At 41.4% G+C, this 13,606-nt stretch carries 17 protein-coding genes; all 17 read left to right on the top strand.

Annotated features, from left to right (window positions below; genetic code table 11):
• The first annotated feature begins 9 nt into the window (after positions 1-9).
• The 17 genes from ccrZ (at position 10) to O3643_RS03685 (ending at position 13,606) form a co-directional block, all read left to right on the top strand.
• Positions 10-804, top strand: a complete 795-nt coding sequence (gene ccrZ / locus O3643_RS03765; RefSeq protein ID WP_006152316.1) for a cell cycle regulator CcrZ — start codon at positions 10-12, stop codon at positions 802-804.
• Positions 801-1,436, top strand: coding sequence for a tRNA (guanosine(46)-N7)-methyltransferase TrmB (trmB, locus tag O3643_RS03760; protein ID WP_006151508.1), 636 nt, complete (start codon positions 801-803; stop codon positions 1,434-1,436). The genes ccrZ and trmB overlap by 4 nt, the downstream gene beginning before the upstream one ends.
• A gap of 169 nt (positions 1,437-1,605) precedes the next feature.
• The gene (locus tag O3643_RS03755; protein WP_371499946.1) at positions 1,606-2,757 is read left to right on the top strand and encodes a glycoside hydrolase family 3 protein; all 1,152 of its coding nucleotides are present in this window, start codon (positions 1,606-1,608) and stop codon (positions 2,755-2,757) included.
• 165 nt (positions 2,758-2,922) lie between these two features.
• Positions 2,923-3,402, top strand: coding sequence for a ribosome maturation factor RimP (gene rimP, locus O3643_RS03750; RefSeq protein WP_004251813.1), 480 nt, complete (start codon positions 2,923-2,925; stop codon positions 3,400-3,402).
• A gap of 41 nt (positions 3,403-3,443) precedes the next feature.
• Positions 3,444-4,580, top strand: coding sequence for a transcription termination factor NusA (gene nusA / locus O3643_RS03745; RefSeq protein ID WP_006147911.1), 1,137 nt, complete (start codon positions 3,444-3,446; stop codon positions 4,578-4,580).
• A gap of 21 nt (positions 4,581-4,601) precedes the next feature.
• Positions 4,602-4,895, top strand: a complete 294-nt coding sequence (rnpM, locus tag O3643_RS03740) for an RNase P modulator RnpM (RefSeq protein WP_004251817.1) — start codon at positions 4,602-4,604, stop codon at positions 4,893-4,895.
• Positions 4,888-5,187 carry a YlxQ-related RNA-binding protein gene (locus tag O3643_RS03735; RefSeq protein WP_195183830.1) on the top strand — a complete coding sequence of 100 codons (300 nt, stop codon included), beginning with the start codon at positions 4,888-4,890 and terminating at the stop codon, positions 5,185-5,187. The genes rnpM and O3643_RS03735 overlap by 8 nt, the downstream gene beginning before the upstream one ends.
• 16 nt (positions 5,188-5,203) lie before the next feature.
• Positions 5,204-7,945: a translation initiation factor IF-2 gene (gene infB / locus O3643_RS03730; protein WP_371499943.1), complete on the top strand. Its 2,742-nt coding sequence runs from the start codon at positions 5,204-5,206 to the stop codon at positions 7,943-7,945.
• A 166-nt stretch (positions 7,946-8,111) separates the two neighbouring features.
• Complete coding sequence (rbfA, locus tag O3643_RS03725) at positions 8,112-8,462, top strand: 30S ribosome-binding factor RbfA (RefSeq protein WP_004251823.1); 351 nt, start codon at positions 8,112-8,114, stop codon at positions 8,460-8,462.
• Between the two features lie 152 nt (positions 8,463-8,614).
• On the top strand, positions 8,615-9,394 hold the full coding sequence (locus tag O3643_RS03720) for a hypothetical protein (protein WP_371499941.1): 780 nt from the start codon (positions 8,615-8,617) through the stop codon (positions 9,392-9,394).
• A gap of 101 nt (positions 9,395-9,495) precedes the next feature.
• The gene (locus O3643_RS03715; protein WP_000368732.1) at positions 9,496-9,729 is read left to right on the top strand and encodes a DUF1858 domain-containing protein; all 234 of its coding nucleotides are present in this window, start codon (positions 9,496-9,498) and stop codon (positions 9,727-9,729) included.
• Positions 9,729-11,063, top strand: coding sequence for a DUF438 domain-containing protein (locus O3643_RS03710; protein ID WP_371499939.1), 1,335 nt, complete (start codon positions 9,729-9,731; stop codon positions 11,061-11,063). Before O3643_RS03715 ends, O3643_RS03710 begins: the two co-directional genes overlap by 1 nt.
• A 9-nt stretch (positions 11,064-11,072) precedes the next feature.
• The gene (locus tag O3643_RS03705) at positions 11,073-11,327 is read left to right on the top strand and encodes a DUF1912 family protein (RefSeq protein WP_004251830.1); all 255 of its coding nucleotides are present in this window, start codon (positions 11,073-11,075) and stop codon (positions 11,325-11,327) included.
• Between the two features lie 235 nt (positions 11,328-11,562).
• Positions 11,563-11,853 carry a DUF4651 domain-containing protein gene (locus tag O3643_RS03700; protein ID WP_371499936.1) on the top strand — a complete coding sequence of 97 codons (291 nt, stop codon included), beginning with the start codon at positions 11,563-11,565 and terminating at the stop codon, positions 11,851-11,853.
• Positions 11,850-12,167 carry a thioredoxin family protein gene (locus O3643_RS03695; RefSeq protein WP_371499934.1) on the top strand — a complete coding sequence of 106 codons (318 nt, stop codon included), beginning with the start codon at positions 11,850-11,852 and terminating at the stop codon, positions 12,165-12,167. The genes O3643_RS03700 and O3643_RS03695 overlap by 4 nt, the downstream gene beginning before the upstream one ends.
• 9 nt (positions 12,168-12,176) lie before the next feature.
• Complete coding sequence (gene ytpR / locus O3643_RS03690; RefSeq protein ID WP_371499932.1) at positions 12,177-12,803, top strand: YtpR family tRNA-binding protein; 627 nt, start codon at positions 12,177-12,179, stop codon at positions 12,801-12,803.
• 41 nt (positions 12,804-12,844) lie between these two features.
• Entirely contained in the window at positions 12,845-13,606 is a 762-nt protein-coding gene (locus O3643_RS03685) for an SDR family NAD(P)-dependent oxidoreductase (protein WP_371499930.1), read from the top strand.

Here is a 13,606-nt window from a genome sequence, read left to right as displayed (position 1 = left end):
AGGAAAGAAATGGACTTGGGTGATATTGAGCTAACGCTAACCCCGATATCTGGGAAGAGCGGAAAAGCTTATATGGGAAGTTATCCTGATGGAAAACGTGTTTTTATAAAAATGAATACTTCTCCAATCCTGCCTGGTTTAGCTAGAGAGCAAATTGCACCACAATTGCTCTGGAGCCGTCGTTTACCAGACGGCCGTGATATGTCCGCTCAGGAATGGTTGACAGGAAAAATTTTGACGCCAAGTGATATGAACCGTAAACAAATTATCGATATTTTGACACGTTTACACTGTTCACGTCCCTTAATGACCCAGTTGACACGATTGGGATATGCAATGGAAACACCTTCGGATTTACTTCAGTCATGGGTAAACAAGGCTCCGGATGCTTTAAAAAACAACCAGTATCTACGTATGGTTTTAGGTGATTTGCGTGAGAATCTTCCTGGCTTTAGGGAAGACTATGCAACCATAGTCCATGGGGATGTTCGTCATAGCAACTGGTTTGAGACAGAGAGTGGCTTGATTTATTTAGTAGATTGGGATTCCGTTCGCTTGACTGATCGTATGTTTGATGTGGCCTATCTGCTCTGTCACTATATTCCAGAGTATCAGTGGCAAGAATGGCTAGCTAATTATGGCTATAAGTATAATCAAACTGTCTTGAATAAGTTATATTGGTATGCTCAACTGTCATTTTTGAGCCTCATTACCAAATACTATGAAAATCAAGATTTGGATAATGTAAATCGGGAAATCTATGCTTTGCGTAGCTTCCGAGAAAAGTATGGAAAGAAAAAATGAGAGTTAGAAATCGTAAAGGGGCAACAGAACTGTTAGAGGCTAATCCGCAGTATGTTGTCTTAAACCCTGCAGAAGCTAAAGGAAAGTGGCGAGATTTGTTTGGCAATGACAATCCAATCCATGTAGAGGTTGGTAGCGGCAAAGGTGCTTTCGTAACAGGAATGGCCAAACAAAATCCTGGCATCAACTATATCGGGATTGATATTCAGAAGTCTGTATTAAGCTATGCATTAGACAAGGTCTTAGAAGTTGGAGTTCCCAACATCAAACTTTTATGGGTTGATGGTTCAGAATTGACAAATTATTTTGAAGATGGTGAAATCGACCGCTTGTATTTGAATTTCTCGGATCCATGGCCTAAAAAACGCCATGAGAAGCGTCGTTTGACTTATAAGAGCTTCTTGGATACTTTCAAACGAATCTTACCTGAACATGGTGAAATTCATTTCAAGACAGATAATCGTGGTTTGTTTGAATATAGCTTAGTGAGCTTTTCACAATATGGCATGAAACTCAAGGGTGTTTGGTTAGATTTACATGCCAGCGACTTTGAAGGAAATGTCATGACTGAGTATGAGCAAAAGTTTTCAAGCAAGGGTCAAGTCATTTATAGAGTTGAAGCTCAGTTTTAATGTGAAGACTTGTTAGTGAAAAACTGTTGTTCACTCAAATGGAATGTAAACATGTAACTCAAGGATTTAGTTCTGTCTTGAACAGGACTAAATCCTTGAGTTTTTTAATAGATTTGGGATTTTGATAAGTGTGTACTTGTGCCCTGATAAGTGGTATAATGAAGGGGTTATGAGAAGAAGCATAAAACCTGTTGTAGTCTATTTTTTCTTTCTCCTTGTGATAGGTGGTTTGATTTTTTTGGATCATCAACATCATCGACAGGCAGATGTGCAAGTAGAAAAAACTGAGAAAACTACTCAAACCAGTGAAACAGATAAGCAAAAGGTTGTTGAAGATAGATTAGCCACAATGACCTTGGAGGAGAAAGTCGGGCAATTATTCTGGGCCAGAGTTCCTGCCGATCATCAAATAGAAGATCTCAAATCCTATCATTTGTCTGGTTATATCTTATTTGGACGAGATTTTGAAGGACAAACCTTAGAGGATATGAAAGTTTTGACAAGTCGCTACCAAGCTGCTTCCAAGACTCCTTTATTGATTGGTTCAGATGAAGAAGGGGGAACAGTAACTCGTATCAGTTCGATTTTGGATACTCCTTTCCAATCTCCTATGACCCTTTATCATCAAGGAGGGATGGAGGCTGTTCTTTCTGATACTAGGAAAAAGGCAGAGGTGCTGAAATCTGTTGGTATCAATGCTGGACTCTTTCCAGTTGCGGATCTTGCAGGTGATTCATCAGCCTTTATTTACGATCGGACCATCGGACAAGATGCCCAAATAACTGCAAGTTATGTTAAGCAAGTTGTAGAAGAACTTCAAAAGAATAAGGTCGGTTCAACCTTGAAGCATTTCCCAGGATATGGTGATAATGGAGACAGTCATACCGACATTATCCGAGACAACCGCTCTTTGGATGATTTAAGACAAGCAGATTTTCTACCCTTTCAAGCTGGCATAGATGCAGGTGCGGATAGTATTTTAGTTTCTCACAACATCCTGACTAAAATTGATACAGTGCCGTCATCTATCTCGCCAAAAATCAACGAAATTCTTCGCAAGGAGCTGAATTTTAAAGGGGTCATAATGACGGATGATCTAGATATGGCAGGGTTAGCCGATTTTGTCAGTCAGGATGAAGCTGCTCTCCAGGTAATATTAGCTGGAAATGATCTAATCCTAGGTTCTTCCTACCAAACTCAGATTCCTTATCTATTAAAGAAAATTTCTTCTGGGGACTTGACAGAAGAGCGTATTGATGAGTCTGTACGACGTATTTTAGCATGGAAATATGACTTGGGATTATTCGATATGTCTCAGTAAAAGGAAACATCATTTATAAAATCGTGCAGAAACCTTAGAAGGAAAGCCTTCTATTGGTTGTGAAAAGGTCAAATCCTTGCAGATTGGATTGATTTGTGTTATACTAATAACAAGAATATAAGAAAGAGAGGCGGGGAGATATCTTCGCCTCTTGCTTATGAGGAGGTGGACGCAATCGCAACTATCGTTGAATTAGTCAGAGAAGTCGTAGAACCTGTTATTGAAGCTCCTTTTGAACTCGTAGATATCGAGTACGGAAAGATTGGCAGTGACATGATTCTTAGTATTTTTGTAGACAAGCCTGAAGGAATCACCTTGAATGATACGGCAGACTTGACTGAAATTATCAGTCCTGTCCTAGATACTATCAAGCCGGATCCCTTCCCAGAACAATATTTCCTAGAAATTACAAGTCCAGGATTGGAGCGTCCTTTGAAAACCAAGGAAGCAGTCGCTGGAGCGGTTGGGAAATACATCCATGTCGGGCTCTATCAAGCCATCGATAAGCAAAAGGTTTTTGAAGGAACCTTGTTGTCCTTTGAAGAGGATGAGTTGACTATGGAATATATGGATAAAACTCGCAAGAAAACAGTCCAAATTCCATATAACTTGGTATCAAAAGCACGTTTAGCAGTAAAATTATAGAAAGAAAGGATAGCTTTTGAGAATTCAAAAGTAAAAAGAACATGAGTAAAGAAATGCTAGAGGCCTTCCGCATTTTGGAAGAAGACAAGGGAATCAAGAAAGAAGATATCATCGACGCAGTAGTAGAATCACTTCGTTCTGCTTACCGTAGACGCTATGGTCAATCTGATAGTGTAGCTATTGATTTCAACGAAAAGACAGGTGACTTTACTGTCTATACTGTCCGTGAAGTTGTTGATGAAGTATTTGATAGCCGTTTGGAAATCAGTTTAAAAGATGCCCTTGCTATTAATTCAGCCTATGAGCTTGGTGACAAAATCAAATTTGAAGAAGCACCAGGAGAGTTTGGTCGTGTAGCAGCCCAATCTGCTAAACAAACTATCATGGAAAAAATGCGTAAGCAAACACGTGCAATTACCTACAATACATACAAAGAGCATGAACAAGAAATCATGTCAGGTACAGTAGAACGTTTTGACAACCGTTTCATTTATGTTAACCTTGGTAGCATCGAAGCCCAATTGTCAAAACAAGACCAAATTCCTGGAGAAGTGTTTGCTTCCCATGACCGTATCGAAGTTTATGTCTACAAAGTGGAAGACAATCCTCGTGGAGTAAACGTCTTTGTTAGCCGTAGCCACCCAGAGATGATCAAACGTTTGATGGAACAAGAGATTCCAGAAGTTTACGATGGAACCGTTGAAATCATGAGCGTAGCTCGTGAAGCAGGTGACCGTACAAAGGTTGCTGTTCGTAGCCACAATCCTAACGTGGATGCTATCGGAACAATCGTTGGACGTGGTGGTGCTAACATCAAGAAAATCACTAGCAAATTCCATCCAGCTCGCTACGATGCTAAGAGTGACCGCATGGTACCGGTAGAAGAAAACATCGACGTTATCGAATGGGTAGCAGATCCAGCTGAGTTTATCTACAATGCCATTGCTCCTGCCGAAGTTGACCAAGTTATCTTTGATGAAAATGACAGCAAACGTGCCTTGGTGGTTGTGCCAGATAACAAACTATCTCTTGCTATCGGTCGTCGTGGACAAAATGTTCGCTTAGCAGCACATTTGACTGGTTACCGTATCGATATCAAGTCTGCAAGTGAATTTGAAGCTATGGAAGAAGCAGGTCAAGTGGATTACGCTGAAACAGACGAATTGACTGAAGAATAAGATCTGCAAGAGGAGGGAAAGATGAAAACAAGAAAAATCCCTTTGCGCAAGTCTGTTGTTTCCAACGATGTGATTGACAAGCGAGATTTACTTCGTATTGTCAAGAACAAAGAAGGTGAGGTCTTTATCGACCCGACAGGCAAGGCCAATGGCCGGGGCGCTTATATCAAGCTAGACAATGCAGAAGCCCTAGAGGCTAAAAAGAAAAAAGTCTTTAACCGTAGCTTTAATATGGAAGTTGAAGAAAGCTTTTATGACGAGTTGATCGCCTATGTTGATCACAAAGTAAAAAGAAGAGAGTTAGGACTTGAATAAGCAAAAAGTAAGTAATCTCTTGGGATTGGCTCAGCGAGCAGGGAAAATCATCTCGGGTGAAGAAATGGTTGTCAAAGCCATTCAAGACCGGAAAGTTAAATTGGTATTTCTAGCTCATGATGCTGGCCCCAATCTAACCAAGAAGATTCAGGATAAAAGCCACTATTATCAAGTAGAAGTTATTACCGTGTTTTCAACACTGGAATTAAGCATAGCAGTCGGGAAATCAAGAAAAGTATTGGCTGTGACAGATGCTGGATTTACAAAGAAAATGAGGTCTCTTATGGAATAGAAGAGGAGGACATGATTTGTCTAAGAAAAGATTGTACGAAATCGCAAAAGAACTTGGAAAAGAAAGTAAGGAAGTTGTAGCGCGTGCAAAAGAGCTGGGCTTGGAAGTGAAAAGCCATGCTTCAAGCGTAGAGGCTGCTGCTGCTGAAAAAATCGTAGCTAGCTTTAAGTCTGCTGCTCCTAAATCAGAAGCAAAACCTGTAGCGCCAAAAGCAAGTGAAGCGAAGGTGGAAAGTAAACCAGCTACGCCAGCAACTCCTAAGGAAGAAAAGGTTGTAGCTGCAAGACCGCAGAGTCGAAACTTTAAGGCGGAACGTGAAGCGCGTGCCAAAGAGCAAGCGGAACGACGCAAGCAAAACAAGGGTAACAACCGCGATCAACAACAAAACGGTAACCGTCAAAAGAACGATAACCGTAATGGTGGGAAACCTGGTCAAGGGAACCGTGACAATCGTCGTTTTAACGACCAAGGGAAGAAACCACAAGGCCAAGGAAATCGTGGCAATGATAATCGCCAACAAGCTGATAATCGTCCCAACCAAGCTGGCCCTCGTATTGACTTTAAAGCCCGAGCAGCAGCTCTGAAGGCTGAGCAAAATGCAGAATACGCACGCTCAAGCGAGGAACGCTTCAAACAGTCTCAAGTTGCCAAAAAAGCCTTGGCTCAAGCTAATAAACGCAAGGAGCCAGAGGAAATCTTTGAGGAAGCTGCTAAACTAGCTGAACAAACTCAGCCTGTAGTTGAAGTAGCTCCTGTAGCCAAAGAGGCTGTAGTGGATACACGTCGTAAAAAGCAAGCTCGACCAGACAAAGATCGTGATGATTACGATCATGAGGAAGATGGTCCTAGAAAACAACAAAAGAATCGAAGTAGTCAGAATCAAGTGAGAAATCAAAGAAATAGTAACTGGAATAACAATAAGAAAAATAAAAAAGGCAATAAACAAAATAACCGTAATCAGGCTCCAAAACCTATTACAGAGCGTAAATTCCATGAATTGCCAACAGAATTTGAATATACAGATGGTATGACCGTTGCGGAAATCGCAAAACGTATCAAACGAGAACCAGCTGAGATTGTTAAGAAACTATTTATGATGGGTGTTATGGCCACTCAAAACCAATCTTTGGATGGAGAAACAATCGAACTCCTCATGGTTGATTATGGAATTGAAGCTAAACAAAAGGTAGAAGTGGACAATGCGGATATCGAACGTTTCTTCGTAGAAGATGGATATCTAAATGAAGACAAGTTGGTTGAACGTCCACCAGTTGTAACTATCATGGGACACGTTGACCATGGTAAAACAACCCTTTTGGATACCCTACGTAATTCTCGTGTCGCTACAGGAGAAGCAGGTGGTATCACTCAGCATATTGGTGCCTACCAGATTGAGGAAAATGGTAAGAAGATTACCTTCCTTGATACACCAGGACACGCGGCCTTTACTTCTATGCGTGCACGTGGTGCCTCTGTTACCGATATTACGATTTTGGTCGTAGCGGCAGATGACGGGGTTATGCCTCAAACTATCGAAGCCATCAACCACTCAAAAGCAGCTAATGTTCCAATCATCGTTGCTATTAACAAGATTGATAAACCAGGTGCTAACCCAGAACGCGTTATCGGCGAATTGGCTGAACACGGTGTTATGTCAACAGCTTGGGGTGGAGATTCTGAGTTTGTAGAAATCTCAGCTAAGTTCAACCAAAATATCGATGAACTCTTGGAAACTGTTCTTCTTGTAGCTGAAATTCAAGAGCTCAAAGCAGACCCAACCGTACGCGCCATCGGTACTGTTATCGAAGCCCGTTTGGATAAAGGAAAAGGTGCGGTTGCAACCCTCCTTGTTCAACAAGGTACCTTGAATGTCCAAGACCCAATCGTTGTTGGTAATACTTTCGGACGTGTCCGTGCCATGACCAATGACCTTGGACGTCGTGTTAAGGTTGCAGGACCATCAACACCAGTATCCATTACAGGTTTGAACGAAGCACCGATGGCGGGTGATCACTTTGCTGTATACGAAGATGAAAAATCTGCTCGTGCAGCTGGTGAAGAACGTGCCAAACGTGCTCTTATGAAACAACGTCAAGCTACACAGCGTGTAAGTCTTGAAAACCTCTTTGATACTCTTAAAGCTGGTGAACTTAAGTCTGTTAACGTCATCATCAAAGCCGACGTACAAGGTTCAGTTGAAGCCCTTTCTGCCTCCCTACAAAAGATTGATGTGGAAGGTGTAAAAGTTACCATCGTCCACTCAGCAGTTGGTGCTATCAACGAATCTGACGTGACTCTTGCCGAAGCTTCAAATGCCTTTATCGTAGGTTTCAACGTACGTCCTACACCACAAGCCCGCCAACAAGCAGAAGCAGACGATGTAGAAATCCGTCTCCACAGCATTATCTACAAGGTTATCGAAGAGATGGAAGAAGCCATGAAAGGTATGCTTGATCCAGAATTTGAAGAAAAAGTTATCGGTGAAGCAATTATCCGTGAAACCTTCAAAGTGTCTAAAGTTGGAACAATCGGTGGATTTATGGTTACTAGCGGTAAAGTTACCCGTGACTCTAAAGTCCGTGTTATTCGTGACGGCGTCGTTATTTACGATGGTGAACTTGCAAGCTTGAAACATTATAAAGATGACGTCAAAGAAGTTACAAACGGCCGTGAAGGTGGTCTCATGATTGATGGCTACAATGATATCAAGACTGATGATGTGATTGAGGCTTATATCATGGAAGAAATTAAACGATAATAGAGAAACGATAGCTCATTTGACTCGTTGTCAACAGCGCCTTGATGAACCCTTAGTTCTATCTAAGGCTTGTTTCCTAGATTCAAATGGCTCTAGTTCCTCTATCTTCTAGAAATAGCTAGGTCTGCTGGCCTAGCTTTTGATTCAATAGAGAGGAAGGAATAGCATGGGAAATCATTTCCGTACGGATCGTGTGGGCATGGAAATCAAACGCGAAGTCAATGAGATTTTACAAAAGAAAGTCCGTGATCCCCGTGTCCAAGGTGTGACCATCACAGATGTTCAGATGCTAGGTGACTTATCTGTAGCTAAGGTTTACTACACCATTTTGAGTAATCTTGCTTCAGATAATCAAAAGGCCCAAATTGGCCTTGAAAAAGCAACCGGAACTATCAAACGTGAGCTTGGTCACAATTTGAAATTGTATAAAATTCCAGACTTGACCTTCGTCAAAGACGAATCCATCGAGTATGGAAACAAGATTGACGAAATGTTACGCAATCTGGATAAGAAATAAGAAAGAGGGGCAACCCTCTTTTTGTTTAGAAGAATGAGGGTATTCTAGACTTAAAGGATAATTAGAAAGAAAAAATAAGTTCTTAAAATTTCTTTTATGGAGCAAATGTGATATGATATAGTTCAAATTGAAAGAAAAAGAGAAGAAACTAGATGTCTAAACAAGATTTAGCTATGCAAGTATTGCAACAAGTCGTGAAACTCCCTGTCGTCAAAGTTGATAGGTCAAAATTTTTAGTAGATAAATTTTCCAAACAATTAGACCCAAAAGATATTCCTCGATTACTAGAGGAGGGGCCAACAGCCTTGTTATCTCAGGATATTTTAGATAAAGTTGCCGATTCTTCTATTAAGGATAATGTTCTATTGGCGAGTGGAACTTCTGTTCTTGCAGGTATTCCTGGTGGTCTAGCTCTTGCAATCACCATTCCAACAGATGTCGCTCAGTTTTATGCTTTTTCGTTAAAATTGGCTCAAGAATTGGGATATATTTATGGCTATGATGATCTTTGGGCTTCACGAAATGAATTGAGTGAAGAAGCCAAAAATACACTCTTGCTCTATCTCGGGGTCATGCTTGGAGTCAATAGTGCAGGAGCTCTCCTTCGAGCTGGGGGAGTATCAGTTGCTAAACATGTCATGAAGACAGTTCCTCAGAAGGCTTTGGCTAAGACTTTGTGGTATCCTATTTTAGAAAAAGTTTTGAAAATTTTTGGGGTGAATCTGACAAAGGGAGGCTTTGCTAAAGGAGTGGGCAAATTTATCCCAATCCTAGGAGGTGTCGTTTCAGGTGGTTTAACCTATACGACCATGAAACCTATGGGTAAAAGTTTGCAAAGAGAATTATCCAAACTAGTCAATTATAGTGAAGCTCAGTATCAAAGAGATGTAGAAACGATTCGAAAAGAAGCAGAAATCATCGAAGCAGAGTAATAGGAAGAAACTAGTAGGCTTGTACTGCTAGTTTTTTTATCCTAGCCCTTGTGGTATAATGAAAAAAGAAAATCCTTTGTGAAAACAGAATGGAGGTTGTGATGGATAATATTATTGACGTATCTATTCCCGTTGCGGAAGTGGTGGATAAACATCCAGAAGTTTTAGATATTTTGGTTGAGCTTGGTTTTAAACCTCTTGCAAATCCCTTGATGCGTAATACTGTAGGGCGAAAAGTGTCGCTCAAACAAGGCTCAAAGCTTGAAGGGACTCCTATGGATAAGATTGTGCGTACGCTTGAAGCAAATGGTTACGAAGTTATCGGGTTAGACTAATGACAGATGAACGTATTCATATCCTGAGGGATATTTTATTAGAATTGCATAATGGAGCCTCTCCAGAGTCCGTTCAGGAACGATTTGATGCTACTTTTACAGGTGTATCTGCTATTGAGATTTCCCTCATGGAGCATGAGCTGATGAACTCGGACTCAGGTGTGACCTTTGAAGATGTCATGGAGCTCTGTGATGTTCATGCCAATCTTTTTAAAAATGCTGTTAAGGGTGTCGAAGTTGAAGATACAGAGCATCCAGGTCATCCCGTGCGTGTCTTTAAGGATGAAAATCTAGCTCTCCGTGCTGCCTTGATTCGGGTCCGTAGATTGCTCTCGACTTATGAATCTGTGGACGACGAGGAAATGCTGGCGGAGATGCGTAAGGGTTTGGTGCGTCAGATGGGGCTTGTTGGTCAATTTGATATTCACTACCAGCGCAAGGAAGAGCTCTTCTTTCCAATCATGGAGCGTTATGGACATGATTCGCCACCAAAAGTCATGTGGGGAGTCGATGATCAGATTAGGGATCTCTTTCAAACAGCTTTAGTGGCAGCTAAGTCGCTCCCAGAAGTACCGATTTCCACCGTAAAGGAAGCTTTTGAAGCTTTTGCGACAGAGTTTGAAAGTATGATTTTTAAGGAAGAATCAATCCTTCTCATGATTCTGCTTGAATCCTTTACCCAGGATGACTGGATTCAGATTGCTGAGGAAAGTGATGCCTATGGATATGCTATTATCCGCCCGTCTGAGAAATGGGTTCCTGAACGTAAACGTTTTGTTGAGGAGAAAAGTGTAGAAGAACCAACTCAGCCAGAAACTGTAGATGGACAAGTTCAGCAAGTGATCGATACACCAGAAGGTCAGTTTACTATCACCTTTACACCAAAGGAAAAGGAAACGGTGCTAGATCGCAATAGCCAGCTTGCTTTTGGCAATGGCTATCTCTCAGTTGAACAGGCGAATCTTATCCTTAATCATTTGCCGATGGAGATTACCTTTGTTAATAAGGATGATATCTTCCAGTATTATAATGACAATACTCCAGCAGATGAAATGATTTTCAAGAGGACACCGTCTCAGGTTGGACGAAATGTCGAACTATGCCATCCACCAAAATATTTGGAGAAAGTCAAAGCGATTATGCAAGGTCTTCGTGAAGGGAAAAAAGACAAGTACGAGATGTGGTTCAAGTCCGAGTCACGAGGCAAGTTTGTTCATATCACTTATGCTGCTGTACACGATGAAAATGGAGAATTTCAAGGAGTCTTGGAGTACGTTCAGGATATCCAGCCCTACCGTGAGATTGATACAGACTTTTTCCGTGGATTAGAATAAGGAGAAAAAATGAGTTACGAGCAAGAATTTATGAAGGAATTTGAAGCCTGGGTTAATACCCAGATTATGATCAACGATATGGCTCTTAAGGAAAGTCAAAAGGTCTATGAAGAAGATCAAGATGAGCGCGCTAAAGATGCCATGATTCGCTACGAGAGTCGCTTGGATGCCTACCAGTTCTTACTAGGTAAATTTGAAAACTTCAAGGCAGGCAAGGGATTCCATGATTTACCAGAAGGTTTGTTTGGTGAGAGAAATTATTAATGTTTAGAAATTAGAAAGGAGGCTGGGACAAAAGTCCTAGCCTCTCAATTGTCTTTGGATTGTCGAGCAAGACGCAGTGGTTGAGTGGGCTCTACTACGCTGATTTCATCAGCTTTTACAGCCCTACTCAACTGTGCGGAGGTGGGACGACGAAATCGAATTCTAACGAATTACCGATTTCTGTCCCACTCTCTTTTTCATTGTTCCTTGAGCCTTTTTGTGTTACAATGTTAGCATGAAAACGAAAAATATTATTAAAACAGGTTTAGTCGTGGCAGGGCTTGGAGCACTTGCCTTTGGTGCTAAGAAAGTAGCTGATGATCACAAACTCATGAAGACACAGGAAGAGTTAACTGCTATTGTGCGTGACTCTTTCTCAGAAATGGGTGAGATTGGGACTCTCTATGTCCAAGTGTACGAAAGTAGCCTTGAACGTCTTGTTGGTGGTGTCATTTTTGAAGATGGTCGTCACTATACCTTTGTCTATGAAGATGAAGATCTCATCTACGAGGAGGAAGTCTTATGATTTCTCCTAAAAATATTGAAGAATTAGCAAATCTAGTAGAGCAGGATGGCAAGAAGGTCTTCCTTTTTGTTGCGGATTGGTGTGGCGATTGCCGTTATATCTATCCTGCCTTGCCAGAGATTGAAGAGGCAAATCCAGAGTTCACTTTTATACGGATAGACCGAGATGAGTACATGGAACTTGCTAAACTTTGGGATGTATACGGGATTCCAAGTCTTGTTGTTTTAGACAAGGACAAGGAGATTGGACGTTTTGTCAATCGTGACCGTAAAACCAAGGGGCAAATCAATGACTTTTTAGCAAGTTTGAAATAGGAGAAAAGAATGATTTTTACATATAATAAAGAACATGTCGGCGATGTCCTTATGGTCATCGTGAAAAACAGTGGAGATGCCAAGCTAGATGTTGAGCGTAAAGGTAATGTAGCGCGTGTTTTCCTAAAAGAAACTGGTGAGACTGTCGCTTGGAATATTTTTGAAGTTTCTAGCATGTTTGAAATCTCTGAGCGCGGGCAAGTCTTTTTAACTGACGACCAAGTAGCACGTTTGAACCAAGAATTGCGGGTTCAAGGATTTGCTGAAGAAATCATCAACGACAAGGAACCCAAATTTGTGGTTGGAGAAATTGTAGAAATGGTTGCGCATCCAGATAGTGATCACCTCAATATCTGCCAAGTTGCTGTTGGGAATGACAAAACAGTACAAATCGTTGCTGGTGCTCCCAATGCACGTGTTGGTTTGAAAACCATTGTTGCTCTTCCTGGAGCCATGATGCCAAAAGGCAATCTCATTTTCCCGGGGGAACTTCGTGGGGAAAAGAGTTTTGGTATGATGTGTAGTCCTCGTGAGCTTGCCTTGCCAAATGCTCCCCAAAAACGTGGTGTCATTGAATTATCAGACGACCAGGTAGTTGGAGCACCCTTTGACCCGGCTAAGCACTGGACTGCTTAATCACTAAAAGTGATTTATAATCTTTGCTTGAGGGAAATAAGATGGCAAAAAATGTAGTCATTACAGGTGCAACATCAGGTATCGGTGAAGCCATTGCGCGTGCATATCTAGAAAAAGGTGAGAATGTTGTACTCACAGGGCGTCGAACAGAAAGGCTCAAAACTCTAAAAACTGAGTTCGCAGAAGCCTTTCCAAATCAAAAAATCTGGACCTTTCCGTTAGATGTTACAGATATGAGCATGGTAAAGACTGTTTGTTCAGAAATTTTAGAGACAGTAGGTCAGGTTGATATCTTGGTCAATAACGCTGGACTTGCTTTGGGTCTAGCTCCTTATCAAAATTATGAAGAGTTGGATATGTTGACTATGCTGGATACCAATGTCAAGGGATTAATGGCGGTTACGCGTTGCCTCTTGCCTTCCATGGTAGCAGCTGATCAAGGGCATATTATCAATATGGGTTCTACTGCAGGGATTTACGCATATGCTGGTGCAGCGGTCTATTCAGCAACCAAGGCTGCAGTTAAAACTTTTTCAGATGGCCTTCGGATTGACACCATTGCGACAGATATCAAGGTGACCACTATTCAGCCAGGAATTGTAGAAACTGATTTTTCAAAAGTCCGTTTCCATGGAGATGAGGCACGGGCGGCGACGGTCTATCAGGGACTCGAAGCTTTGCAGGCGCAAGATATCGCTGATACTGTCGTTTATGTGACCAGTCAACCACGACGAGTACAAATCACAGACATGACTATCATGGCCAATCAACAAGCAACTGGATTTATGATTCACAGAGATTAA

It is taken from the genome of Streptococcus sp. 20925_1_44 (genome assembly GCF_041432435.1).
Taxonomy (GTDB): domain Bacteria; phylum Bacillota; class Bacilli; order Lactobacillales; family Streptococcaceae; genus Streptococcus; species Streptococcus infantis.
The sequence above is the reverse complement of the archived record's forward strand: the minus strand, read 5'-3'. Positions and strand labels throughout refer to the sequence as shown.

Excerpts from the sequence above, each read along its gene's own strand:
- O3643_RS03705 (WP_004251830.1), top strand. The coding sequence starts at position 11,073 with ATGAGTTACGAGCAAGAATTTATGAAGGAATTTGAAGCCTGGGTTAAT.
- O3643_RS03755 (WP_371499946.1), top strand. The coding sequence starts at position 1,606 with ATGAGAAGAAGCATAAAACCTGTTGTAGTCTATTTTTTCTTTCTCCTT.
- ccrZ (WP_006152316.1), top strand. The coding sequence starts at position 10 with ATGGACTTGGGTGATATTGAGCTAACGCTAACCCCGATATCTGGGAAG.
- O3643_RS03685 (WP_371499930.1), top strand. The coding sequence starts at position 12,845 with ATGGCAAAAAATGTAGTCATTACAGGTGCAACATCAGGTATCGGTGAA.
- rnpM (WP_004251817.1), top strand. The coding sequence starts at position 4,602 with ATGAAAACAAGAAAAATCCCTTTGCGCAAGTCTGTTGTTTCCAACGAT.
- ytpR (WP_371499932.1), top strand. The coding sequence starts at position 12,177 with ATGATTTTTACATATAATAAAGAACATGTCGGCGATGTCCTTATGGTC.
- O3643_RS03700 (WP_371499936.1), top strand. The coding sequence starts at position 11,563 with ATGAAAACGAAAAATATTATTAAAACAGGTTTAGTCGTGGCAGGGCTT.
- O3643_RS03710 (WP_371499939.1), top strand. The coding sequence starts at position 9,729 with ATGACAGATGAACGTATTCATATCCTGAGGGATATTTTATTAGAATTG.
- rbfA (WP_004251823.1), top strand. The coding sequence starts at position 8,112 with ATGGGAAATCATTTCCGTACGGATCGTGTGGGCATGGAAATCAAACGC.
- O3643_RS03715 (WP_000368732.1), top strand. The coding sequence starts at position 9,496 with ATGGATAATATTATTGACGTATCTATTCCCGTTGCGGAAGTGGTGGAT.
- nusA (WP_006147911.1), top strand. The coding sequence starts at position 3,444 with ATGAGTAAAGAAATGCTAGAGGCCTTCCGCATTTTGGAAGAAGACAAG.
- O3643_RS03695 (WP_371499934.1), top strand. The coding sequence starts at position 11,850 with ATGATTTCTCCTAAAAATATTGAAGAATTAGCAAATCTAGTAGAGCAG.
- trmB (WP_006151508.1), top strand. The coding sequence starts at position 801 with ATGAGAGTTAGAAATCGTAAAGGGGCAACAGAACTGTTAGAGGCTAAT.
- O3643_RS03720 (WP_371499941.1), top strand. The coding sequence starts at position 8,615 with ATGTCTAAACAAGATTTAGCTATGCAAGTATTGCAACAAGTCGTGAAA.